General features: G+C 70.8%; 24 protein-coding genes. 12 read left to right on the top strand and 12 right to left on the bottom strand.

Going from position 1 to position 22,967, the window contains the following annotated elements; genetic code table 11:
* Positions 1-5: 5 nt before the first annotated feature.
* The 6 genes from NNJEOMEG_RS12470 to cbiM all read right to left on the bottom strand — a co-directional run bounded on the left by NNJEOMEG_RS12470 (position 6) and on the right by cbiM (position 6,057).
* Positions 6-1,601 (bottom strand): YIP1 family protein, encoded by a 1,596-nt coding sequence (locus NNJEOMEG_RS12470; protein WP_173084915.1) that lies wholly within the window; start codon positions 1,599-1,601, stop codon positions 6-8.
* Positions 1,602-1,666: 65 nt separating this feature from the next.
* A complete protein-coding gene (locus NNJEOMEG_RS12465) occupies positions 1,667-2,950 on the bottom strand; it encodes a glycosyltransferase family protein (protein ID WP_173084913.1) in 1,284 nt (427 codons plus the stop codon).
* Entirely contained in the window at positions 2,947-4,002 is a 1,056-nt protein-coding gene (locus NNJEOMEG_RS12460; protein ID WP_235956946.1) for a glycosyltransferase family 4 protein, read from the bottom strand. Before NNJEOMEG_RS12460 ends, NNJEOMEG_RS12465 begins: the two co-directional genes overlap by 4 nt.
* Before the next feature lie 44 nt (positions 4,003-4,046).
* Positions 4,047-4,757, bottom strand: coding sequence for an energy-coupling factor ABC transporter ATP-binding protein (locus NNJEOMEG_RS12455; protein ID WP_173084911.1), 711 nt, complete (start codon positions 4,755-4,757; stop codon positions 4,047-4,049).
* Positions 4,754-5,467 carry an energy-coupling factor transporter transmembrane component T family protein gene (locus NNJEOMEG_RS12450; RefSeq protein ID WP_173084909.1) on the bottom strand — a complete coding sequence of 238 codons (714 nt, stop codon included), beginning with the start codon at positions 5,465-5,467 and terminating at the stop codon, positions 4,754-4,756. Before NNJEOMEG_RS12450 ends, NNJEOMEG_RS12455 begins: the two co-directional genes overlap by 4 nt.
* The gene (gene cbiM / locus NNJEOMEG_RS12445) at positions 5,464-6,057 is read right to left on the bottom strand and encodes a cobalt transporter CbiM (protein WP_173084907.1); all 594 of its coding nucleotides are present in this window, start codon (positions 6,055-6,057) and stop codon (positions 5,464-5,466) included. Before cbiM ends, NNJEOMEG_RS12450 begins: the two co-directional genes overlap by 4 nt.
* A gap of 166 nt (positions 6,058-6,223) precedes the next feature.
* On the opposite strand from cbiM, the gene NNJEOMEG_RS12440 reads away from it, so the two are divergent.
* The 9 genes from NNJEOMEG_RS12440 (at position 6,224) to NNJEOMEG_RS12400 (ending at position 13,051) form a co-directional block, all read left to right on the top strand.
* Entirely contained in the window at positions 6,224-7,120 is an 897-nt protein-coding gene (locus NNJEOMEG_RS12440; protein ID WP_173084905.1) for a metal ABC transporter solute-binding protein, Zn/Mn family, read from the top strand.
* A gap of 10 nt (positions 7,121-7,130) precedes the next feature.
* The gene (locus NNJEOMEG_RS12435) at positions 7,131-7,958 is read left to right on the top strand and encodes a metal ABC transporter ATP-binding protein (RefSeq protein ID WP_173084902.1); all 828 of its coding nucleotides are present in this window, start codon (positions 7,131-7,133) and stop codon (positions 7,956-7,958) included.
* Complete coding sequence (locus NNJEOMEG_RS12430) at positions 7,955-8,758, top strand: metal ABC transporter permease (RefSeq protein ID WP_173084900.1); 804 nt, start codon at positions 7,955-7,957, stop codon at positions 8,756-8,758. The genes NNJEOMEG_RS12435 and NNJEOMEG_RS12430 overlap by 4 nt, the downstream gene beginning before the upstream one ends.
* The gene (locus tag NNJEOMEG_RS12425) at positions 8,758-9,165 is read left to right on the top strand and encodes a transcriptional repressor (RefSeq protein ID WP_173084898.1); all 408 of its coding nucleotides are present in this window, start codon (positions 8,758-8,760) and stop codon (positions 9,163-9,165) included. Before NNJEOMEG_RS12430 ends, NNJEOMEG_RS12425 begins: the two co-directional genes overlap by 1 nt.
* Positions 9,166-9,252: 87 nt before the next feature.
* Positions 9,253-10,308, top strand: coding sequence for a class I fructose-bisphosphate aldolase (locus NNJEOMEG_RS12420; protein WP_173084896.1), 1,056 nt, complete (start codon positions 9,253-9,255; stop codon positions 10,306-10,308).
* Between the two features lie 422 nt (positions 10,309-10,730).
* Entirely contained in the window at positions 10,731-11,297 is a 567-nt protein-coding gene (locus NNJEOMEG_RS12415; protein ID WP_173084894.1) for a manganese efflux pump MntP, read from the top strand.
* Between the two features lie 68 nt (positions 11,298-11,365).
* Positions 11,366-11,668 (top strand): EF-hand domain-containing protein, encoded by a 303-nt coding sequence (locus NNJEOMEG_RS12410; RefSeq protein ID WP_173084892.1) that lies wholly within the window; start codon positions 11,366-11,368, stop codon positions 11,666-11,668.
* A gap of 76 nt (positions 11,669-11,744) precedes the next feature.
* Positions 11,745-12,125, top strand: a complete 381-nt coding sequence (locus NNJEOMEG_RS12405) for a response regulator (RefSeq protein ID WP_173084890.1) — start codon at positions 11,745-11,747, stop codon at positions 12,123-12,125.
* Positions 12,126-12,145: 20 nt separating this feature from the next.
* Positions 12,146-13,051, top strand: a complete 906-nt coding sequence (locus NNJEOMEG_RS12400; protein WP_173084888.1) for an ADP-ribosylglycohydrolase family protein — start codon at positions 12,146-12,148, stop codon at positions 13,049-13,051.
* Positions 13,052-13,058: 7 nt separating this feature from the next.
* On the opposite strand, the gene NNJEOMEG_RS12395 is transcribed toward NNJEOMEG_RS12400, so the two are convergent.
* Both NNJEOMEG_RS12395 and NNJEOMEG_RS12390 read right to left on the bottom strand, forming a co-directional pair.
* The gene (locus NNJEOMEG_RS12395; RefSeq protein ID WP_173084886.1) at positions 13,059-13,838 is read right to left on the bottom strand and encodes a TIGR03943 family putative permease subunit; all 780 of its coding nucleotides are present in this window, start codon (positions 13,836-13,838) and stop codon (positions 13,059-13,061) included.
* On the bottom strand, positions 13,835-14,788 hold the full coding sequence (locus NNJEOMEG_RS12390; protein ID WP_173084884.1) for a permease: 954 nt from the start codon (positions 14,786-14,788) through the stop codon (positions 13,835-13,837). Before NNJEOMEG_RS12390 ends, NNJEOMEG_RS12395 begins: the two co-directional genes overlap by 4 nt.
* 246 nt (positions 14,789-15,034) lie before the next feature.
* Here NNJEOMEG_RS12390 and NNJEOMEG_RS12385 point away from each other — a divergent pair, with 246 nt between their 5' ends.
* The 3 genes from NNJEOMEG_RS12385 to NNJEOMEG_RS12375 are packed head-to-tail and all read left to right on the top strand — an operon-like array spanning position 15,035 to position 17,584.
* Positions 15,035-15,568, top strand: a complete 534-nt coding sequence (locus NNJEOMEG_RS12385) for an aminodeoxychorismate/anthranilate synthase component II (RefSeq protein ID WP_173084882.1) — start codon at positions 15,035-15,037, stop codon at positions 15,566-15,568.
* Complete coding sequence (locus NNJEOMEG_RS12380; RefSeq protein ID WP_173084880.1) at positions 15,537-16,802, top strand: chorismate-binding protein; 1,266 nt, start codon at positions 15,537-15,539, stop codon at positions 16,800-16,802. Before NNJEOMEG_RS12385 ends, NNJEOMEG_RS12380 begins: the two co-directional genes overlap by 32 nt.
* Positions 16,799-17,584, top strand: a complete 786-nt coding sequence (locus NNJEOMEG_RS12375; protein WP_173084878.1) for an aminotransferase class IV — start codon at positions 16,799-16,801, stop codon at positions 17,582-17,584. The genes NNJEOMEG_RS12380 and NNJEOMEG_RS12375 overlap by 4 nt, the downstream gene beginning before the upstream one ends.
* 883 nt (positions 17,585-18,467) lie before the next feature.
* Here the strand turns inward: NNJEOMEG_RS12375 and NNJEOMEG_RS12370 are convergent.
* From NNJEOMEG_RS12370 to NNJEOMEG_RS12355, 4 genes are all read right to left on the bottom strand, one after another.
* Entirely contained in the window at positions 18,468-18,713 is a 246-nt protein-coding gene (locus NNJEOMEG_RS12370) for a hypothetical protein (protein ID WP_173084876.1), read from the bottom strand.
* Between the two features lie 115 nt (positions 18,714-18,828).
* Positions 18,829-19,506, bottom strand: a complete 678-nt coding sequence (locus NNJEOMEG_RS12365) for a CBS and ACT domain-containing protein (protein WP_173084874.1) — start codon at positions 19,504-19,506, stop codon at positions 18,829-18,831.
* A 95-nt stretch (positions 19,507-19,601) separates the two neighbouring features.
* The gene (locus tag NNJEOMEG_RS12360) at positions 19,602-20,519 is read right to left on the bottom strand and encodes a tetratricopeptide repeat protein (protein WP_173084872.1); all 918 of its coding nucleotides are present in this window, start codon (positions 20,517-20,519) and stop codon (positions 19,602-19,604) included.
* 159 nt (positions 20,520-20,678) lie between these two features.
* Positions 20,679-22,820, bottom strand: coding sequence for a methyl-accepting chemotaxis protein (locus NNJEOMEG_RS12355; protein ID WP_173084870.1), 2,142 nt, complete (start codon positions 22,818-22,820; stop codon positions 20,679-20,681).
* Positions 22,821-22,967: the final 147 nt, after the last annotated feature.

Genomic DNA, 22,967 nt, shown 5'->3' with positions numbered 1-22,967 from the left:
CCCTCCTACCTGCGCGTGATGAGCACGTGCAGAAACGCAAAGGAGGCCATGAAATAGAGCGACCACTTCACCAGCACCGCAGCCAGCACCTGCGGATAGCCCGCATGGTGCAGCTTTTTGAGCCCGATGGCCTGCAGCGTCATGTGCCAGATCAACACAACCGGAATAAGATAGGAATACGGAACCGGCAAGAGCGAGAGCAGCCAGGGAGCGCCGGCGTAGCACAGCGTGCGGAAGGTCTCCGCGAAGGGCCGCGTGGCGGAGCGCAGAAGCCCCAGCAGCAGGTGCCCGAGCCCCGCGTCCAGGTAGACGAAACCCGCCAGCACGATGGGCGCGAGCCCCAGCATGGCCAGACCGCCCACCGGCCCCCTGCCCAGGCCCTGGAAGCCGTCCGTGCGGCCCAGTTCCGAAAGGTTGGGGCCAAGGCCGAAGGAGTTCCACACCACGCCCGCGAGCACCGCCACGAGGCACGTGACCAGGGCGAACACCAGGGGGCGCAGCACGCCCTCCATGGGGGGCAGCTGGTCGAAGAAATCGCCCGGCCGCACGAGGATGGCCTTGGCCGTGTTCAGGTAGGCCGGGACCACGCCGTGGTGCTCCAGGGTCTCCCAGGGGGCCGGGCCGTCGTGGCGCGCCGGGGGATGCCCGTGCCCGGGGGCCTCGGCTTGCTCGGGGCCGCCGGACTGGCGCGGCCGGGTCTCGCCGCCCATGGCCTGCAGCCTGGCCCAGATGTCGCGCACGGAGTCCTCCCCGGCCACGGCCTCGGAAGGCTGCACGTCCTGGGGCTGCTCTTCCGGCAGCGGCGCGTCGGGGTCGTTGGCCCATGCCTGATTCTGGGTCCGCTCCACCCGGACCTGGGCGCGGCGCGCCGCAGGCGCCGCGGGGGCGTCGTCGAAATCGTCCGTGGGCACGAAGCGCCCCTGGGAGGGCTCGTTGCCGCGGATGTCCCAGGGATCGGCCGGGGGCCGGACGTCCTGGCCGGTATGGCCCGGAGGGGCCTGAAATTCGCCGTCGTCGCCGGGCGGCTGGCTCCAGATGCGCGTGCCGTTCGGCGCCTGGACCGGAGGCGGGACAGGCTCGAACGTCTGACGGCGCGCCTGGACGGACGCGCGCGCCGGGGATGCGGGCGGAGCGGGCGCGGCCGGAGCGCGCCAGGGCTCGGGATCGGGCTCCGGCTCGCGGGCGGGAACGAAGGGGGGCCGGGCGAAGTCGTCGTCCTCTGGCTGCGCGGGCCGCCTGCGCGCCGGGGCGTCGTAGGGGTCTGCCTCCGGAGCCGGCTCCGGGTCCGGGAGCCAGCGGGCCTGGGGCCTGGGCTGGACGGGGGGCGCGGGCTCGGGCTCGGCCCCGTAGAGTTTCTGGCTGGGCTCGAAGGATTGCGCGGCCGGGGCAGGGCGGCCGGGATTCCAGTCCGTGCGGGGCCTGGAGGGACGCGGCGGATACACCGGCTCCTCGGGAGCGGGCTCCTCGGCGGGCAGGCTGTCTCGCCCCCGGAAACGGAAGCGGAACTGGCACTTGGGGCAGGTGGCGATAGCGGAACGAGCCGGAACCTTGTCGGCTGGGATATCCCGGCTGTAGCCGCATTGAGGGCAGACGATGCGCATCGGAGACCTTTCTCGGCCTTAAGGCCTGTTGAGAGCTTTAGCCCTCTTGGCCGCGCAACGCAACGTCAAAGGGGCGCGAAAGCCACCCGTCCCGGCCACAGACCCGCCGCCGGGCCTTCCCGGAGCGCGGCGAAATAGGCTTCGGGCAGGGCCGGATACTCCCTGTTGAGCCGGTGCAGCGCGCCCCGGCCCCCGGCGCGGTCGAAGAGGGCATGCTTGGCCGCCAGCAGGGCCTCGTCCTTGAGGAGCCCCGAGAGGTGCCGGATGCCCGCGCCCAGCACCAGTCCCGTAGGCCCATCCAGGCCTTCCAGGCGCTCGTGCACGGGGCGGACGTAGCGCACCCCGGGGCCGTTCACGAACAGGCGCACCTGGAGATCGGGCCAGAGCCCCCAGCCCACGCGCACTCCCTGCGGACAGAGGGTGCGCCGCTCGAAGGCAAAGGACCGGCAGGTCCCCTGCGCCGTGAGCGCGGGCAGAAGCGCCGTCAACCCGGGGGTAAGGCGCTCGTCGGCGTCCAGGGAGAGCGTCCAGCCGGGGCCGCAAGCCTCCAACAGGCGATTGCGCTGGGCCGCGAAGTCGTCCTGGAGGGGGTGCGCCAGATGCAGGGCGGGCACGGGGCAGGGGGGAGGACTCCCCGGGGCCGCCTGGGCGTCCCAGAGAAACACGGCCCTGTCCGCGCAGGACGGCAGAGCGGAGAAGAAATCCGCCAGATCCGGTTCATCCGGGTGAAGGATGGCCGCCAAGGTAAGCGGCGCGGGCGCGCGGCGCAGGCCCCTGCCACCAGCCGGGTCCCGGCCCGGGGCGTCCTGGGATGCTCCCTGCCGGGAGCCCTCGCCCGGGGCGTCCGGCCCGGGGAGGGACCGTCCGCCCACGACGGCCCGCGAGGGCGGCGTGGAAGCCTGGGGAAGGTCCGGCAGGTCCAGGGGCTCGAAGGCCGCGTGAAGGCGCTGCACGGTGCGCAGGCGCTCGCGGGCCCCCTCGTCGGCGATTTCCGGATTCAGGACCAGGAAGGTCCCGGGCCGGGTGAGGCCGCACGTCAGCAGCATCCAGGCCAGGGCCACGGGGGAGGCGTCGGCCAGGAGCGGCAGCCCGGACCCGTGGGCCAGGGTCTGGTCCGGGTCGGTCTCCAGCACGACGAACTGCGTCCCTTCGGGCAGCGCCCTGGCCAGGTCCCGGGCGAACGCTCCGCTCCCCACGCCCAGGAGCGCGCAGCAAAGGGCTCCTCGCGCGCGGCGCAGCACGGGCTCCAGGGCCTGGGGACCGGCCGGGGCCGTGGCGTAGCCGCCGCTCCCCGCGCCCAGGCGGAAGGAGAGCACGGCCCGGGTGTAGGCCTCGAAGGCCGCGCTCACGCCCCCTCCAGGAGTTCAAGGTAGATCGCCCCCAGCTGGCGGCCGATCTCCTGGGCGCGGAAGAACCGGCGGGCCTTCTCGCGCCCGGCCAGGCCCATGGCGCGCGCCCGCTCCGGGTTGCGCCAGAGCCAGGCCTGGGCCTGGGCGTAGTCCTCGGCGGTGGCGGCCACCAGCCCGGTGACGCCGTGGTCCACCAGCTCCAGTTGGGCGTTGTCGCGCTGGCCCTCGGCGGGGTGCGTCACCACGGGCAGGCCCGAGGCCATGGCCTCGGCGATGGCCAGCCCGAAGGACTCTCCCGTGTCGTTGGCGTGGGCCAGCTGGGTGGCCCGGCCCAGGAAGGCGGCGATCTCGGCGTCGTCCAGCACGGGCGGGCAGAGCTCCACGTTGTCCGCGAGGCCCTGGTCGCGCACGAAGTCCTCGAAGCCGGGCACGGCCCCCACCACCAGGAAGCGGAAGTCCGGCACGAGGCTCTTGAGCGCCGTGAGCGCCGGGCAGATCAGGGCCGACCACTTGCCGGGATCGGGCCGGGCGAGCCGTGCCGCCGTCGGCAGCGAGAAGTCGCGCTCCGGGGCCAGTTCGCCCAGGCGGTCGGTGTCCACGGGGTAGTGCAGCACGCGCAGGCGCGCCGGATCGGCCTGCCCCGGGTGATGGGCCAGCACGCGTTCCAGACAGAAGCGGGAGATGTGCAGGTGCAGGTGGATGGTGCGGGCCAGCGGCGTGGGATCGAAGCGGCCGAAGACGTTGGTCTCCACCACAGCGCGGGGACCGAAGCGCTTCACGGCGGAGAGAGGGCCGGGCTCGGGCCAGCCCGCGCGGTGCAGGTGCACCACGTGGGGCTTCAGGCGCTCCAGCACGGCCAGCAGGTCGCCCCCCGCGAAAACGGGGACCCCGGCAGCCCTGAGCAGCGCCCGGCGCGGCCCGTCCAGGGGGCTGTGGACATAGGGCTCGAAACGCTCCCGGTCCAGGTGGGAGGCCATGAGCTGCATGGCCTTCTCGGTGCCCCCCAGGCCCAGGGAGTTGGCCACGTGCAGCACGCGATAGCGCGGTTCCATGGGGCTTTTATGGCCCGGATGGGGGCCTTGCGTCCACTGTCCTTTCAGGCGTGCTCGTGGGGTATGGAGCCCAGGGGGTGCACGTGGCGGTGGAAGTGGGGGGCCTCATGGGCCGGGTGGAGGTGGCCGTGGTCCAGAAGGACGTGGCGGCGGGCCACCTGGGCCAGGAAGTCCCACTCGTGGGAGACCACCAGCAGGGCCAGGTCCAGCCCTTCGAGCACCCCGGCCACGCGGTCCTTGCTTGCGGGGTCGAGCCCGGTGGTCGGCTCGTCCAGGAGCAGGGCCTTGGGACGCATGGCCAGCACCCCGGCCAGGGAGACCAGGCGCTTCTCGCCGCCCGAGAGGCAGTGGGTCAGGCGCTCCTCGAAACCTGCCAGACCCACCAGCTCCAGGCAGGCGACGGCCAGGTCCCGGGCCTCGGCGGGCTTCACGCCCAGGTTGAGCGGCCCGAAGGCCACGTCCTCAAGCACCGTGGGGCAGAAGAGCTGGTCGTCGGGGTTCTGGAAGAGGTAGCCCAGGCTGCGCCGGGCCTGGAGCAGCCCCCCGGCCGCATGCAGGGGCGCGCCCTCCACGAGCACGTCCCCCTGCTCCGGGCGCACGAGGCCCATGATCACCTTGAGCAGCGTGGTCTTGCCGCTGCCGGTGTGGCCCGCAAGGCCCAGGCGCTCGCCCGGGGCCAGGGAGAGGTCCAGCCCCGAAAGCACCGGGCGGCCCTGATAGCCGCAGTGCACGCCGCGCAGTTCCAGAAGGTTCATGCGTACTCCAGGAAGGCCACCCCGGCGGTTCCAGCCAGGCAGGCCAGGCACAGGGCCAGGTCGGCGGCCCCGAGGGGTTTGGGGTCCAGGCCCCGGAAACGGCCGTCGAAGCCCCTGCAGAGCATGGCCTGATGCACGCAACGGGCGCGGTCCAGGGCGCGCATGAGCAGCAGGGCCAGCATGAGGGCGTAGATCTTCCAGGCGCGCAGCGTGGCCGAGGGGTCGAACCCGCGCAGCCTGGCGGCGGTGAAGAGTCGCTCCCACTCCAGGCGCATGAGCCCCAGGTAGCGGGTGCACAGCGCCAGCACCAGGCAGAGCCTGTCCGGCACGCCCAGGCCCGAGAGGGCCTGGCCCAGGCGCTCGGGGGGCACGGGCGCGGCCAGCCCCCGGAAAATGAGGAACACCGCGTTGCCCTTGAGGGCCATGTGCAGCCCGGCCATGAGCCCCTCGCGCGAGAAGGCCAGCGGCCCCACATGGAACAGGGCCTCGCCCGGCACGGAGAGCGGCGCGGTGGCCGCGACGCCCAGGAAGAAGACGTTCACGAAGCACAGGCGGCGGACGAACGGGGCGAACCCGCGCGGCCCCAAAGACAGGGAGGCCGCGCCCAGGGCCAGTCCCAGCCACGCGGCGGGCCAGCCCCGGCACACGGCCACGGCCACCGAGAGCGCCAGGCATCCGGCCAGCCGGACGCGGGCGTCCAGACCGGTCATGCGAGCAGTTCCGGGCGCATGCGCTTCAGGAATCCGAGAATGAACAGGGTGATGGCTCCCTCCACGCCCATGAGCGCCAGGTGCGACCAGAAGAAGATCCCCGCGAAGACGCTCAGGGCGTCGCCCGAGAGCACCAGGGCCAGGTAGAGCAGCGCGAGGCTGCCCAGGATGGCGAGCGCCCCGCACCCGAAGGCCGCCAGGGCGAACGCAGGCCCCGAGCGCCTGAGCAGCGGACGCGCGGCCAGGCCCGCCGCCACGGCGGGCAAGCCCATGACCACGGCGTTCACCCCCAGCACCGTGACGCCCCCGTACTGGAACATGAGCGCCTGGAGCGCCAGGCCCACCAGGATGGCCGGGAAGGCCGCCCAGCCAAGGAGCGCCCCCATGAGCCCCGAGAGCACCAGATGGATGCTCGCGGGCCCTATGGGCAGGTGCACCAGGCTCGCCGCGAAGAAGGCCGCCGCGAGCACGCCCGCGCGCACGGCGTCCTCGCCGTCGAGCTTGCGAAGGCCGACGGCCGTGGCCGCCACGGCCAGCACGGCCCCGCCCGCCAGCACCGGCGCGGAGAGCACCCCCTCGGAAATGTGCATGGTGGACACCTTCGCCCCCGGATCATCCCGGAAGCATGGAGGATTCGGCACAAGCGCCATTTTTATGCTACATTCCAGCAGGACGTGTCACTCGTCAAGCGCTTTTCCCGTTGACCTACATGCAACCAGGTTGCATGTAGACCCCATCACCTGTCCGGAGGTCCCCATGCGTATCCTGATCCGTCCAGCCGTGCTGGCTCTCGCCCTCGCGCTCTGCGCCGTCCCCGCCCTGGCCGCCCCGCTTTCCGTGGGGGTGAGCGTGGCGCCCCAGAAGTTCATCGTGGAGAAGATCGCCGGGCCTCTGGCCGAAGTTTTCGTGATGGTCGGCTCCGGGGCCGACGCCCACACCTTCGAGCCCAAGCCCGGCCAGATGGCCCAGGTGGCCAAGGCCCGACTCTACGTGGCCCAGGGCGTGGATTTCGAGGAGGTCTGGCTGCCCAAGCTCACGCAGTCCAACCCCTCGCTCCAGGTGGTGCAGGCCAACCAGGGCGTGGACCTGCTCCCCCTGGAAGAGCACGAGCACGGGCACGGCAAGAAGGGGCACGGCAAACAGGACGAAAAACAACATCATCTGGAAACCGACCCGCACACCTGGACCTCCCCCGCCCTGGCCCAGGTGCAGGCCGCCAACGTGGCCCTGGCCTTGGAACGCCTGGACCCCGCCAACGCCCAGACTTATCGCGCAAACCTGGAGGCCTTCCGCGCCTTCTGCCGCGACCTGGACGCCAAGCTCCGCGCCGAACTGGGCCAGGTTCCCCCTGGTTCGGAATTCCTTGTTTTCCACCCCGCCTGGGCGTATTTCGCCAAGGACCACGGCCTGCGCGAGGTGGCCATCGAGTCCGGCGGCAAGGAGCCCTCGGCGCGCAAGCTCAAGGAACTCATCGAGCACGCCCGCGAGCACAAGGCCCGCGCCGTGTTCGTGCAGCCCCAGTTCTCGGCCAGGACCGCCCAGACCATCGCCGACGCCCTCGGCGCGAAGCTGGTCACCGCCGACGACCTGGCCCCCGACTGGGACCAGAACCTCCTGCGCGTGGCCAAGGCCCTGCGCGAAGCCCTGCAATGACCGGAGAACGATGAACGGCTACGCCCTGGAACTCGACGCCGTAAGCTACGCCTACGGCGAGACTCTCGCCCTGAGGGACGCCACCCTGCGCGTCCCCCGGGGCGAATACCTCGCCGTGCTGGGCCCCAACGGCGGCGGCAAGACCACCCTCCTGCGCCTGCTCCTGGGCCTGGCCCGGCCCCGCTCGGGGACCGTGCGCGTGCTGGGCCTGCCTCCCTCGGAGGCCGCCCGGCGCGTGGGCTACATGCCCCAGACCACGGCCAGCGGCCGCGCCTTCCCCGTGAGCGTCCTGGAGACGGCCCTCATGGGCCGCCTGGGCCCCCGAAGCCTCTGGCCCTTCTGGAGCCGCGAGGACCGCGCCGCCGCCATGGCCTGCCTGGAGCGCACCGGCGTGGCCCACCTGGCAAAGCGCCCCCTCGCCGACCTTTCCGGCGGGCAGCGCCAGCGCGTGTTCATCGCCCGCGCCCTGGCCTGCGACCCGGAGATGCTGCTGCTCGACGAGCCCACGGCCAGCGTGGACCCCTCCGGTCGCTCCGCGCTCCAGGAGCTCCTGGGCGAGCTGGCCAAGAGCCTCACCGTGGTGCTGGTCAGCCACGACATTTCGGTGATCTCGCGCCACGTCACCTGCGTGGCCTGCGTGGACGGCTCCGTGCACTTCCACCCCCGCCCGGAGCTGACCCGCAGCATGTTCGAGGCCGTCTACCGCTGCGGCCCCCACGGCTGCCCCGTGGAGCTGCTGGCCCACGCCCACCCCCACGACCACTGCCCCTCCTGCGCGGCCGGCATCGCCCCTTCGCCCTCCTCGCCCTCCGACGCCCCGGAAGGAGGTCGTCCGTGATCGAGGCCTTCTCCTACGACTTCATGCAGCGCGCCGTCATGGCCGGTCTCCTGGCCAGCATCGCCTGCGGCGTCATCGGCACGCTGGTGGTGGTGAACCGGGTGGTCTTCGTGGCCGGGGGCATCTCCCACGCGGCATACGGCGGCGTGGGCCTGGCCTTTTTCCTGGGGCTGCCGGTGCTGCCGGTCACGGTGGCCTTCTCGGTGGCGGCGGCCGCGCTCATGTCCCTGGTCACCTTCGGGCGCGGCGAGCGCGCCGACACCGTGGTGGGCGTGCTCTGGGCGGCGGGCATGGCCTTCGGCATCCTCCTGGTGGACCTCTCGCGCGGCTACAACGTGGACCTCATGAGCTTCCTCTTCGGGTCCATCCTGGCCGTGCCCCCCGAGGACCTGCTCCTCATGGCCTGCCTGGACGCCCTGGTGGCGCTCGCCACCGCCTGCTGGTACCGGGGCTTCGCCGCCATGAGCTTCGATCCCGAGTTCGCGGGGCTGCGCGGCGTGCCCGTGCGCCTGCTGCACACGGCCATGCTCTGCATGACGGCCGCCTCCATCGTGCTCATCATCCGCGTGGTGGGGCTCATTCTGGTGATCGCCCTGCTCACCATCCCCCCCTACCTGGCCGAGAGGCGCTGCCGCTCCCTGGGCGCCATGATGATCCTCTCCGCCCTCTACTGCGCCTTCTTCTGCCTGGCCGGGCTGGCCCTCTCCTACTGGCTGGACCTCTCCAGCGGGGCCTCCATCATCGCGGCGGCCTCGCTGTGGTTCTTCGCAGACCTCCTCCTCTCCCGGAGCAGGACCTGATGTGCTCCGCCTGCGACGCCGCCCGCCTCCTGGCGGCCAGCGAACTGCGCGCCACGCCCAGACGGCTGCGCGTGCTCCAGGCCGTGCTCGACGCCGAGGAGGCCCTGGCCCCGCCCGCCCTCCTGGCCGCCCTGCGCCGCGAAGCCCCCATGGACAAGGTGACCCTCTACCGCTGTCTGGAGGCTCTGCACCACGCAGGGCTCATCCAGCGCCACGACGCGGGCGACGGCTCCGTGCGCTATTGCGCCGGAGGCCCCGGACACCCCGAACACCACCACTTCCACTGCCTGCGCTGCCGCCGCCTGCTCTGCCTGGAGCCCGGGACCGTTCGGGTCGGCGTGGACCTCCCCGGCGTCGTCCACGTGGACGTGCGCCTCGAAGGCGTCTGCCCGGCCTGCGCCTCCTGAATTTTTCGCCCCCTCGCGGACTTTCATTGCCCGCGCCCCCGGGCCGCGCTATACTCGCTGGAACCCCTTCCCCCGAGGAGACACGCCATGATCGACGCCATCGAGAAACTCCTGGGCGACCAGGCCCGGACGCTCCTGGACCACACCTGCTCCACCGTGCCCAAGCAAAGCCTCCACCTGCCCGGCCCCGACGCCGTGGACCGCCTTTACGCCCTCTCCGACCGCCCCGTCCCCGTGCTGGGCAGCCTCCAGGCCCTCATCGGGAACGGACGCCTGGCAGACACGGGCTACCTCTCCATCCTGCCCGTGGACCAGGGCATCGAGCACTCGGCCGGGGCCTCCTTCGCGCCCAACCCGGCCTACTTCGACCCCGAAAACATCGTGAAGCTGGCCCTGGAGGCCGGATGCAACGCCGTGGCCTCCACCCTGGGCGTGCTCGGGGCCGCGGCGCGCAAATACGCCCACAAGATCCCCTTCCTGCTCAAGTTGAACCACAACGAGCTGCTCAGCCTGCCCGCCAAGCACGACCAGATCATGTTCGCCCAGGTGGAGCAGGCTTGGAACATGGGCTGCCGCGCCGTGGGCGCAACGGTCTACTTCGGCGCGCCCGAATCCTCCCGCCAGATCGTGGAGGTCTCCCGCGCCTTCGAGCGCGCCCACCAGCTGGGCATGGCCACCGTGCTCTGGTGCTACCTGCGCAACCCGGGCTTCAAGAAGGACGGCGTGGACTACCACGCCAGCGCCGACCTCACCGGCCAGGCCAACCACCTGGGCGTGACCATCCAGGCCGACATCATCAAGCAGAAGCTCCCCGTGAACAACGGCGGCTACACCGCCCTCAAGTTCGGCATGACCAACCCCAAGGTCTACTCCGAGCTGACCACCGACCACCCCATCGACCTCTGCCGCTACCAGGTGCTCAACTGCTACGCGGGACGCATGGGGCTCATCAACTCCGGCGGCCCCTCCGGCGGCGAATCCGACCTGGCCGAGGCCGTGCGCACCGCCGTGATCAACAAGCGCGCGGGCGGCATGGGGCTCATCTCCGGGCGCAAGGCCTTCCAGCGCCCCATGGCCGAGGGGGTGAAGCTCTTGAACGCCATCCAGGACGTGTACCTCTGCAAGGATGTCACAGTCGCCTAGACCGGGCGTGAACTGGATACGACACGGCGGCCGGACGCGAAAGCGACCGGCCGTTTCGTTGTCGAGGGGGGGGGGGCGATGCCCCGGTCGTAGGGGAGGCCTCCGGCGGCCAGAGAGGGCGCTGCCCTCTCTGGACTCTCCCGCCGGGGGGGGCTCCCCCCTGGACCCGGCAGTTGCTTCGCGGGCTTCCCCGGCCACGACCACGTCGCCTGTCCCGGTCCTCTCCTCAGGGCGGCTGAACGAATCGTCTTCAAATCGGTCCGTCCAGCCGTCCTGAGGAGAGGACCGGGGCAGGCTTGAAGACGACGAACAGCGTGCCGGGGCGCACAGGATGCCAAAGCGGCGGGCCGATTTCCCTGGACCGCCGGCCGCCTCTTTGGCATCCTGCGCGCCCCGGCAGTTCTGCCCAAGGATGGACCATCATGCCCTTCGCGACGCTCTTCGCCATCGCCGTGGCCCTGGCCATGGACGCCTTCGCCGTGGCCCTGGCCACCGGCATCTGCCTGCGCCAGGCCCAGGCCGCCCAGCTTCTGCGCATGGCCTTCGCCTTCGGACTCTTCCAGGCCCTCATGCCCGTGGCGGGCTGGGTCCTGGGCCTCGCCGTGCGCGACTTCATCCACGCCTACGCGGGCTGGACCGCCTTCGCCCTGCTGGCCTTCGTGGGCGGCAAGATGATCTGGGAAGGCGTGAAAGGCGGCGAGGAGGACGACTCCTGCCCCCCCAAGGACCCCACCCGGGGCATGCAGCTTTTCGTGCTCGCCGTGGCCACCAGCATCGACGCCATGGCCGTGGGCCTCTCCTTCTCGGTGCTGGGCCAGTCTGTGTGGTTCCCCGCCGTGGTGATCGGCGTGGTCTGCTTCGTCATCACGGCCCTGGGCGTGAAGATCGGCTGCATGGCCGGACGCGTGGCCGCCCTCAGCCGCTGGGCCGAGGTGCTGGGCGGCGTCACCCTGCTGGGCATCGGGCTCAAGATCGCCCTGGCCGGTTGAGACTTGCGATGGACAAGGGTCTGCGCTCCTATTACTGTGTCGGAAAACGTTTTTTTCAGGAGCCGCTCATGAAACGCGCGATTCTGCTCATGCTGGCCCTCAGCCTGACCCTGGCCGTCCCCGCCCTGGCCCAGGACGACGCGCCCGTCAAGGGCGACAAGGCCTTCAAGACCCTGGACGCCAACGGCGACGGCAAGGTCACCAAGGACGAGTTCATGGCCGCCGCGCAAAAGCGCGCCGCCGCTCGCTGGGAAAAGCTCGACCCCACCGGCAAGGGCTTCGTCACCAAGGAAGACCTCGAAGGCGTGCGCGCCAAGGCCCGCGAGAAGGCCCAGGCCCGCAAGGCCAAGAAGGACGCCCCGGCCCAGTAGCCCCCCACTGCCGCGCTGGCCGGACCTCCCGGATCGGCCAGCGCGCGGTTCAAGCCGTTGCCCTGAGGAGCGAGACGTGAAAATCCTCGTGGCCGACGACGACCCGGTGAACCGGCGTCTGGCCTCCCTGCTGCTGGAGCGCGCCGGTATGGAGGCGCTTATCCTCCCGGACGGACTGTCCGCCCTGGAAGCCTTCCGGGAGCAGGCCTTCGACGCCGTGCTCCTGGACATGGAAATGCCCGTGCTGGACGGCCCGGAAACCGCCCGCCGCATGCGCGCCGCCGAGGCCGAGCAGGGCCGCCCCCCCGTGCGCATCCTGGCCGTCACGGGCCACACCGGCGCCGAAGAAGCCGCCCGCTGCCGCGAGGCAGGCATGGACGGCGTGATCGTGAAACCCCTGGGACCCGCCGCCCTGGCCCGCTGGCTGGGCAAGCGCCCCGGGGCGCCGGAGGCCTGAAGCCCCGGCGGGAGGGCCTCATGGACAATGCCTCTGCCATGGTCTGGGGCGCTCTGGCAGGCGACAGCCTGGCCCTGGGCGTCCACTGGATCTACGATCAGGCCGCCATCGCCGCGCGGCACGGCCGCATCTCCGGGCTGACCGATCCGCCGCCTGGCTCCTACCATCCCAACCGCCGCGCCGGGCAGTTCACCCACTACGGCGACCAGACGCTCCTCTTGTTGGAGTCTGTCGCGGATTGCGGCGGATTCGACCCCGCCGACTACTCCCGCCGCTGGCGCGCCCTCTTCGAGGGCGGCTACGACGGCTACCTGGACCGCGCCACCAAGGCCACCCTGGCCCGGCTGGCCGAAGGCTGGGAGCCCCAGGACGCCGGAAGCGCCTCCGACGACCTGGCGGGGGCCTCGCGCATCGCCCCCGTGGTCCTGGCCCTGCGCGCCGACCCGGAGGCCTGCGTGAAGGCCTGCCGCGCCCAGACAGCCCTCACCCACAACAACGCCAAGGTGCTCGACGCAGCCGAGTGCTTCGCCCGCACGGCCCTGGCCTGCCTGGAGGGAACGCCCCCGGCCGAGGCCCTGGTCCGCTCCCTGGAGGGCCGCCTGCCCGGTTCGCCCCTGCACGCCTGGATGGACGCCGGACTGGCCGCCGCCGGGGAGGACAGCGTGGCGGCCGTGGCCCGCTTCGGCCAGAGCTGCCACGTGGACGGAGCCTTCCAGTCCGTGGTGCAACTCATCGCCCGCCACCAGGACGCCCCGGCCGAGGCCCTGGCCGACTCGGCCATGGCGGGCGGCGACTCGGCCGCGCGCAACCTGATCGTGGGCATGGTGCTCTGCGCGTGGAAAGGCCTGGAAGCCCTGCCGCCGCAATGGATCGAGGGGTTGGACGCGCGGGAGCGCATCGCCACCGCGCTGGCAAAAACGGCCTGAGGAAAATTTAGAAGGCGTAGGGCTCTTCGGAGCGCCACTCGTACATCATGCCCATGCCCGGGGCCTGTTCGGGCTCCAGATCGCGGGCCAGGAAGGCCCAGTCGGGCTGCACGGAGGAGAAGGCCGATCCGCCCAGGGATTCCTCGGCGGCCTGGGCGTCGGCCTTGTCGCGCGCCAGACGGCCGTAGGCGACCACCCAGGCCCCGGCCTCGGGCAGTGGAGCGCCCTTTTCCGGGCGCACCCGGAAGCCCACGGCCGTGGCGTCCGCGAAGCAGCAGTAAAGCGCCGTGCGGTAGAGCAGGAATTCGCCGCGCGCGTCCATCTCCGGCGAGCGGCGCACAAAGCCGCGCACGGCATAGGGCAGGCCGGTCTTGCCCTGCAGCTCGCGGGCCGCGATGTCGTAGAGTTCGCCCAGGTTGATGCGCACGTATTCCACGCCTTCGCGACGCACCCGCGAGGGCAGCGCCTCCTCCTGGCCCGACTGCGCGGTGGCGTCCACCCCGGCGTTCCGCATCCAACGGTCCAGCCCGAGTTCGCTGACCAGGCAGAGCGCGATCACCAGCACGTAGAGCCCCGCGCGCGGCCACGTGGCCCCCGCGGGCGGCCGGGCCAGCGAATACGCGCCCAGGCCCGCCAGCACGGCGACGCACCCCCAGGAGATCGCGCGGAAGCGCGGATTGAGATACATCCAGTAGTTACCCGCCGTGAGCAGGTAGCCCAGAAAACCCGCCAGGGCGAGCAGGCACAGGGCTTCCACATACCCGGGCAGGCGTCGCGGTGCGTTCATCGCGGCCACTTCTCCAGGACGCCCATGAGCATGCAGGCCGCGAAGATCGAGGCCGCCGGGATCACGATGAGCAGCCGCACGATCTCCGGGCGGAACACCCCGCGCCACATGAGTACCAGCTTGATGTCCAGCACCGGCCCCAGCGCCAGGAAGGCCGCCTTGGCCGCCAGGGGGAAGCCCGAGAACGAGGCCGCCACGAAGGCGTCCGCCTGGGAACACAGCGAGAGCACCACGGCCAGCCCCATCATGCCGCTCACCGAGAGCAGCAGGTCCTTTTCGACGAGGTTCACCACCCCGGCCGGGGCCAGGGTCTTGAAGGCCGCCGCCACGGCCGCGCCGAACACCAGCACGCGGAACATGTCCAGGAAGTCGGCCTGGGCGTGGCGCAGGGCATGATCCAGCCGGGAGAGAAGGGACGGACGCCGCACGTCGGCGGGGGTCACCATGTCGGCCAGGGACCCGAACAGCCCGGGCTCGCCGCCGCAGCCGCAGGCCGCCGCCACGGGCCGCGCGCCGGGCAGCAGGAGTTCTTGCGCCGTGCGTCCGCGCACCGCCACGCCCACCGCGCAGGCCACGCCCGCCACCAGCACGCAGCGGACCACCACTACGCCCAGGTCGCCCTGGAAGGCCACCAGCGTGGAGGCCAGCACCACGGGATTGATCACCGGCCCGGCCAGCATGAAGGTCATGGCCGTGGCGGGGGGCACGCCCTTGCCCAGCAGGCGGCGGATCAGGGGCACGATGCCGCACTCGCAGCAGGGCATCACCATCCCCAGCACCAGCCCGGCCAGGATGCCCGTCGCCGTGCCCCGGGGCATGAGCCGCTCCAGGGTCCCGGCCGGGACGAACACTTCGAAAAGCCCCGAGGCCAGCGCGCCCAGCAACAGGAAGGGGGCGGCCTCCAGAAGGATGGCCACCAGCACCTGGGCGAAAAGCGAGACGAATTCCATGGGGGGCGTATCTCCGAGGCGGGGATTTATCCTCCCGGCGAGGTCCGGTCAACGACCCGGTCGCGTCCCCTGGCCGACGGTTTCCCCACCCCGCACGGTACGATGGCTTCGCGTCCCCCGGAGGACGGGCGCTCCACACCGGGCTTCCGCCCGATGTCCCAGGGACGGCGGCATACCCCCTTGGGCTGGCATCAACGCCACCCGGGACCGCTTGACCGCCGGGCCGAGCCTCCACTACCAGCGCACATGCGCATCCTCCTGGTGGACCATCGCGACAGCTTCACGCGCAACCTGGAGCACCTGCTGGCCCGCGCGGCCGGGAGCGCGCCGGAGATCGTCCCCTGCTTCGGCTTTCGCCCCCGGGACGCCGATGCGTTCGACCTCACCGTGCTCTCCCCCGGCCCCGGTCACCCGCGCGAACACACCGGCTACGGCCCGCTCCTGGAGTCGGGCCGCCCGGTGCTGGGCGTCTGCCTGGGGCTCCAGATCATCAACCTGCACTTCGGCGGCGCGGTGGAACGCCTGCCCGGCTGCGTGCACGGACGCGCCGGGCGCTTCCGCTTTCTGGGCCGCGAGATCGAGGCCGGGCGCTACCACTCCCTCCACCTGAGCCGCATGGCCCCGGACCTGGAACTGCTGGCCCAACAGGACGGCATCCCCATGGCCGCGCGACACTGCCGTCTGCCCGTGGCGGGCGTGCAGTTCCACCCCGAATCCTTCCTGACCCCGCAAGGCCCGGAGATTCTCCATGACCTCTTTCAGCTCGTGCTGCCCCGCTGACGGTCTCGCCTGGATCGACGCCCTGGCCCCGGAGCGGCCCGACGTGTTCGTCACGCCGCCCATGCCCGGCGTGGCGGCCTCCGGCCTGGCCGGGCTCTGGCCCGTAGCCGAGTGGCGGCTGGAGACCGGCGGCGGCCTGGAGGGGCTCAAGGCCTTCTGCGACGCCTCGGCCGGACCGGCCCTGGGCTTCCTCTCCTACCAGGCCGGGTTCCCGGGCCTGGGCGTGGCCCGGCGCCCCACCGCCTTCCCCGAGGGCGTGTTCCGCACTTACGGGGCCGTGCTCGCGCCCTCCCCGGACGCCCGCTCCGTGACGGTCCACGCCGCCACGCCGGGCCTGCGCGACGCGGCTCTGCGCCTGGTGTCTGGCGCGCGCCGCTCCCCAGCTCCCCCGCTCCCGGCACTGCACGCACCCCGGCCCTCCATGGACCGCGAGGCCTACGCCGCCGCCGTGCGATGCGCCCGGGAGCACATCCTGGACGGCGACGCCTATCAGCTGAACCTCTCCATCCGCTTCGACGCGGACTGGCCCGCCGGGAGCGATCCCCAGGCCCTTTTCACGGGCCTGCTGGCCCGGCGTCCGGCCATGTTTTACGGAATGTATCACGATGCGCCCTACACGCTGCTCTCCACCTCTCCCGAGCGGTTCCTGCGGGTGCGGGGCGGCATGGTGCTCGCCCAGCCCATCAAGGGCACGCGCCTGGCCGGGGCCGACCCCGTGGCCGCCGCCAGGGCTCTGCGCGCTTCGGCCAAGGAGGACGCCGAACTCTCCATGATCGTGGACCTCATGCGCAACGACATCTCCGGCCGCTGCGCCTACGGCTCCGTTAGCGTGGAGGGGCATCGCTCCGTGTTCCTGGTGGACGGGCTGCTCCAGATGTACGCCAACGTCAGCGGCGCGCTGCGACCCGACGCCGACGCCCTGGACCTGCTCTGGGACGCCCTGCCCCCGGGCTCCGTCACCGGCTGCCCCAAGGCCCGCGCCGTGGAGCTCATCGCGGACCTGGAACCCCATCACCGCGACGCCTACTGCGGCTGCCTCGTCCTGCGCCTCGGCCCCCGCGACCTGGACAGCTCCGTGGCCATCCGCACCGCCTGCCACGACGCCACCTCCGGCACGCTCGGTTTCTTCGCCGGAAGCGGCATCGTCGTGGACTCGGACCCGCACCTGGAATACGAGGAAACCATGGCCAAGGCCGCCAAGTTCCTGGCCCTGGCCCGGAGGAACACGCCATGATCGCCTGGATCGACGGCCGTCTCGTCCCCGGGACCGCCGCCCTGAGCCTTGAAGGCCCCTCCTTCCGCTGCGGCATGGGCCTTTTCGAAACCGTCCTCTTCCACCAGGGCAGGCCCCGACGCCTGGAACGGCATCTGGAACGCCTCGCCGCCAGCCTCGCCGCGCTGCACCTGCACCGCGACCTGCCCGCACCCTCCGAGGCCGCGCGCCTCGTCGTCGAAGTGGCCCACGCCAACGGTCTCGCCGGAGAAACCGCCCGCGTGAACCTCTTCTGCCACCAGGACCGCCCCCAGGGCGAAGCCACGCTCTGCATCACCGTCACCCCCTACTCCATCGACCCCCACGCCGCGCGCGCCCTGGCCGTCTATCCCCACGCCCACGCCTCGCACCTCTGCGCCCACAAAACCATGGCCAACCTCCACCAGCGACTCGCCTGGGACTTCGCCCGCCGCGCCGGAGCCGACGACGCCCTCCTCGTCGACCACCACGGCAACATCCTCGAAGCCGCCTGCGCCGCGCTCCTCTTCTCCGACGGCAAAGGCTTCTACGAACCCAAAACGCCCTGGAAACTCCCCAGCCTGACCATGGAAGCCGCACGACGACACCTGCACGTGGAAGAAATCCCCCTGACCCTGGCCGACCTGGACCGCCTGCGCCACGTCTACTGGCTCAACAGCCTGGGAGGCATCCAGCCGGTCGTGCGGGTGGACGACCGGACGCTGGACCCCGACTGGGAAACGTGCCGCCCCCTGCTGCGCGTGCTGCTGGGGTTGGACGGGTAGCACGCCGACAAAGGCCCGCCCGCCTAGACCCGCAAACGCCTCGCGACGGCGAATGGGGCGGATGTGGGGGTGGAGGGGAAAAGAGGGTGCGGATGGGAGGTGAAGTGAGGGGATAGAGAGAGAAGAGGAATAGCCTCCGGCGGCCAAAGGGCTGCGCCCTTTGGAATCCCTTATTGCTTCGCGGGCTTCACCGGGTAGGTCGGTGTATAGGGGGCGGCCAGTCTCCTGGTGCCCGGACAGCAGCAGACACCCGCCGGGAACGCGCTCAAAGCAGCGCTTATCCCGGCGGACTGCCATCGTCGCAAGCGACGATGAACAAGGAATCTCCATTAAAAATCCAAAGAGAAAGCTCTTGCTCACAATCCCCTGGCGCGAAGCGCCACGGCCCCCCCGCGCGGGGATTCGCGGCTTTGCGCGAATTCCCGCGCGACAGGTGGCGCAGCCGCAAGGGTCTTGCAGGCCGGTCCCGGTACTGCTCGCGGGGAGACCAGGCGGACCGATTGAAAGACGATCCGCCTGATCTCCCCGCGAACAGCACCAGGAGCGGCAACACCGTCCTTGCCGGTGAAGCCCGCGAAGCAATTGCCGGGGTCCGGGGGGAGGCTCTCCCCCCGGCGGGTGCAGGGCGGAGCCCTGCCGGGTGAGTCCAGAGAGGGCGGAGCCCTCTTTGGCGGGTCCAGGGCGGAGCCCTGGTAGGCCCCTGGTGGTGCCCGGTGCGAAGCCCCGCTCTCCGGGTCCAGGGCGGAGCGCTGGCCGCCGGGGTGTCTTCCCTGTTGGTCTGGTTGTTTGTTTGCCGCTTGCGTCGGCTGCTTTTCAGAACGCCGAAAGGGACGCCGGGGCGTCCCTTTCGAGGCGGCGGGGGCCGCCGGGGGTATCGGCTTGTCTAGTCGCGGCAGGCGCCGTGCCAGGCCACGAGGCTGAAGGGGGTGTAGTCGTTGGCGGGGTCCAGGGCGTAGCGGCAGCCCAGGGGGGATGCTTCGTCGGTGTTGCGGATGGTGCTGGGGGAGCCTTTGAAGTAGGGGCATTCGTTGTTGTTGCAGACCAGGATTTCGCCCCAGCCGGACTCGGGGGGGCCGAGCCACGGGGTCAGTTCCTGGTTGCAGTGGGGGCAGACGTGGGTCTGTGACATGGGGGTCTCCTCGGGGAAATGCGTGTGGAAGCCCCATGGAAGTAGGCGTTTCCGGGGCGCTGTCAAGCCGGGGCGGCCCGTCCTGGGTTGGACGGGCCGCGCGGGGCGTAGCTGGCTAGGGGATGATGGGGTTGAGGTTGTCGCGCACCCAGTAGAGCAGGGTGTATTTTTGAGAGAGCGCGTCCACCATTTCGGTGAGCACGGATTTGTCGGGGTCCTGGATGCGGATGTAGACGGCGCGGTGTCCTTCGTCGGCGTGGGTGAAGGAGGTGAGCACGCTCACGATGCGCGCGCCGAAGCCCTTGAGGTCGTCCAGCACGTCCTTGAGCTTGCCCGGGGAGTTGGGCAGGCTGAAGGCCAGCTGCACGCCGCCTTCGGTGACGCCGGTGATCTCCACGAGCACCTTGAAGACGTCGGAGTCGGTGATGATGCCCACCACCTTGAGGTTTTCGTCCACCACGGGCAGGCCGCCGAAGTTGTTGTTCATCATGAGAACGGCGGCTTTTTCCACGGTTTCGGAGGGCTTCACGGCCAAGGGGGTCTTGGTCATGATGTCCTTCACCTTGATCTCGGAGAGCAGGTAGTAGAGCTCGTGCATGTCCAGGCTGGTGGCCTTGGAGGGGGAGGCCTCCTTGAGGTCCCGGTCCGAGACGATGCCAAGGAGCCGCCCGGAGTCGTCCACCACGGGCAGGCGGCTGATCTTGCGTTCGCGCATGAGTTTGGAGGCCTTCATCATGGAGGTCTCCGGACCGACGGTGATCACGTCTTTGGTCATCCAGTCGCGTATGAGCATGGTGTGTCCTCGCTTTTCTGGGACGGCGAAAGCAGCCGTGCGTCATGATTGCAGAAAAACGAGCGAAGGGCAATGTCCGGCAGTGGTTTTGGGGGTCATTCCCAGGGCACTCCGTCCAGGTCCAGGTCGGGGTAGCGTTGGGCGTCGCTCAGGGGTTCCGGTTCAGGGGTTTGCTCCAGGTCGTGCCGTTCCGGTTCGGGCTCGGTGAATTCTTCGGGGAGCAGGTCCTGGGCCTTGTCCAGGGCCTTGAGCAGTCGCCTAGCGGGATCGAACTCCGGGTCCAGGTTCAGGGCGCGCTCCACCTGGGCGCGGGCAAGGTCGAACTCGCTGGCCGCGTAGTGCGCCCGGGCCAGGTTGAAGAGGAGGTGTTCGTCCTCCACGCCGAAGCCCAGGGCTTTTTCGTAGAAGGCGCGGGCGTCTTGCAGCATGCCCCTGCGGCGCATCTGGATGCCGAAGGCGTTGAAGAGGTGGCGGTATTCCTCGGTGAAGGCCGTGGGCAGCAGCATGAGTTGCCGGAACACGTGGCGGGCGTCGTCCAGGGAGCCCGAGCGCAGGTAGACGAAGCCCAGGCCGAAGATGGCCCGTACGTTGTGGTGGTCCAGGTCCAGGGCCTGCTTGAAGAGCGTCTCGGCGCGGCCGGTGTTGCCCGCGTCCAGGCTGGCCTGCCCGGCCTCGACCAGGCCCTCCACCCGCTCCATGACGGGCTTGACCTTGTTGTAATAATAGAGCGGTTCGGGCCGGTAGCGCTCCAGGAGGTCCTCGAAGGTGAGCGGACGGCCCTCGCCCTCCGGGTGGGCGTGGACGTTGAGGGGCCGGATGGTCAGTGCCTTTTCCGGCGACTTCTCCACGTAGTAGTACACGTCGCGCCCCGAGAGACGGGCCTGTCCGGCGCTGCTGGGCTTGTCCGGCCGCTTGTCCGACACGGCGGTGCGGAACGCGAATTTGAGGAAGATGCCGGGCGCGCCGACGCGTCTGCGTTCACCGCCTGTACAATCCGGTTCCGCATCGGCCACGCAAGCCCCCTGCCTGGACGTGTGAACGCCCGGGGCGTCCCGCTCCAGGCGTATCCCAGGATTGGCCTGGGGCGCAACACCCGTCGCGCGCGTAGCCCCGCCGGGAGGCCTCTGCGGGGCGAGGGGCACGCGCGCGACGGGGAGCGGCGGCCGGAGGGATCAGGACCGGCCCGGCCCCAGCGCGGGCGGACAGGAGCCGGGGCCGCCGCGCGCCTCGTCCTGCAGGGAGTCGATGAGCGCCTGGAGCGCCTGGGCCTGCCCGGCCAGATCGCTCACGGCCTTTGAAGCCTCGGCCATGGCCTGGGAGGTATGGGCCGAGACGGAGTTCACCTCTTCGACGGAGCGGCTGATCTCCTCGCTGGCCGCCGACTGCTCCTCGCTGGCCGCGGCGATGGCCCGCACCTGGTCCGAGGCGGACTCCACGAGCTTCACGATCTCCTCCAGGGTGCGCCCCGAGCCGTCGGCCAGGCGCGCGGCCTCGCCGATGAGAGTCACCGAGCGCTCCACGTTCTCCACGTTGCGCCGTGCGCTCTGCTGGATGGCCCCGATGGCGTCGCCCACCTCGCGGGTGGCGGTCATGGTCTTCTCGGCGAGCTTGCGCACTTCGTCGGCCACCACGGCGAAGCCCCTGCCCGCGTCGCCCGCGCGGGCGGCCTCGATGGCCGCGTTGAGGGCCAGGAGGTTGGTCTGGTCGGCGATGTCGGAGATCACGGTGAGCACACGGCCGATGTCCTCGGCCTGTGCGCCAAGCTGGCGCATGTCGTCCTTGAGCCGTTCGGACTGTCCCTGCACCTCGTGCATGCCCGCGAGCACCCGGTCCACGGCGCCGGAACCCTCCTGGGCCTTGGACCGGGCCTGGTCCGCAGTGGAGGCGGCCTGGGAGGCGTTGCGGGCCACGTCGAGCACGGTGGAGGTCATCTGTTCCATGGAGTTGGCCGTGTCGGCTGCGCGCCCGGCCTGTTCGCGCGCGCCCCGGCTGGAATCCTCGATACGCTGCTCCAGTTGCGAGGACGCGCCGCCCAGGCCCTCCACGATGCGTTCGAGCTTGCCGGCGGCCTGGAGCATGCCCTCGCTGCGCGCGGCCTCGGCCCGGCAGCGGGCGTCCTCGGCCTCGCGGGTGGCGGCTTCGGCGTCGCGGGCCTTCTGTTCGGCCTCCTGGGTCTTGGCGCGGATCTCCAGCATGTTGGCTTCAAGCTTTCCGGCCGTGGCGTTGAGCACGTCCAGGATGCCCCCGATCTCGTCGGTGCGCTGGTGGCTGGCGCGGTGGGCGTAGTCGCCCTTGGCGATGGCCGCGAGAAACCCGCTCACCTGGCGCAGGGGGGCGATGATCACCCGGGTGGAAAAGAGCCACACCACCACGGCGATGGCCAGAAGACCCGCCCCGCCCGTGACGGCCAGGTTGGCCTCGGCGGCGCGCGCCGGGGCCATGATCTCCTCGCGCTCGATGATGCCCAGGAGCTTCCAGCCCGTTTTGGGCGAAGTGACCGTGACGCCCAGGCAGGGCTTGCCGTCCACGCTCACGTCCTGGTGGCCGGAGGTGAGCTTGAAGAGCTCCGCCAGGTAGGGCGCGGCCTCGCCGACCTTCTTGAAGTTGAATGCCGGGTGCCGGGGATCGGCCAGCACCACGCCGTCGTCCTGCACGAGCACGAGATAGCCCGTGCGCCCGAGCTTGATGGACCCTACGAGGTCCGTGAGCTTTTTGAGCGAAATGTCGATGCCTATGACGCCGATCACCTCCTGGCCGCGCAGCACGGTGCGGGTCACGCTGGTCACGGCCTCCTTGGTGGTGGACATGTAGGCCTTGGACATGGACGGCCGGTCCTTCACGGGCAGGGCCTCCTGGTACCAGGGGCGCTTGCGGGGGTCGTAGCCGGTGGGCATCTCGGAGTCCTGCAGGGCGCTCACGAAGCCGCCGTTGCGGTTGCCCATGAACACCTCCACGTAGGCCGGATGGGCGCGCTGCACGGCGTCGAAGAGCGCCACCACCTCCTTGCCCACGGGGTCGTCCGGGTCCACGGTGGACTTGCGCGGCGCGCTCGTGCCCACGAAGGTGGAGGTCACCTCGTCGATGCGCGCGGCCAGGGGGCTGCGCGCCAGGGCGTCCGCGTTGAGCCTGCTCTCGTCCAGGAAGAGCGTCACCGCGTAGTCCACGTGGGCCAGCTCCCGCGAGGCGGACTGGATAAACGCCTCGGAGGACTCCGTGGAGACGTTGGCGGCCACAACCTTGAAAATCACCGCGAAGACCAGCGCGATGACCAGCAGCATGCCCGCGATGAGCTTGGTCTTGATGGAAAGGTTCATGGCGTCCTCCTTGCCGTCGGGACGGGGCGGCTTCAAACGTGATGGAATCTGCAACTATCTATTATTGCCACGAACGATGCGCCCGCGCAAGGCATCCGCAAGATCGTGACGCAAATCCCACGCAATCGACCCCTTCCCCCGGGAACG

The sequence above is a fragment of the Fundidesulfovibrio magnetotacticus genome, assembly GCF_013019105.1.
GTDB lineage: Bacteria > Desulfobacterota > Desulfovibrionia > Desulfovibrionales > Desulfovibrionaceae > Fundidesulfovibrio > Fundidesulfovibrio magnetotacticus.
This window is presented reverse-complemented; position numbering and strand designations above follow the sequence as displayed.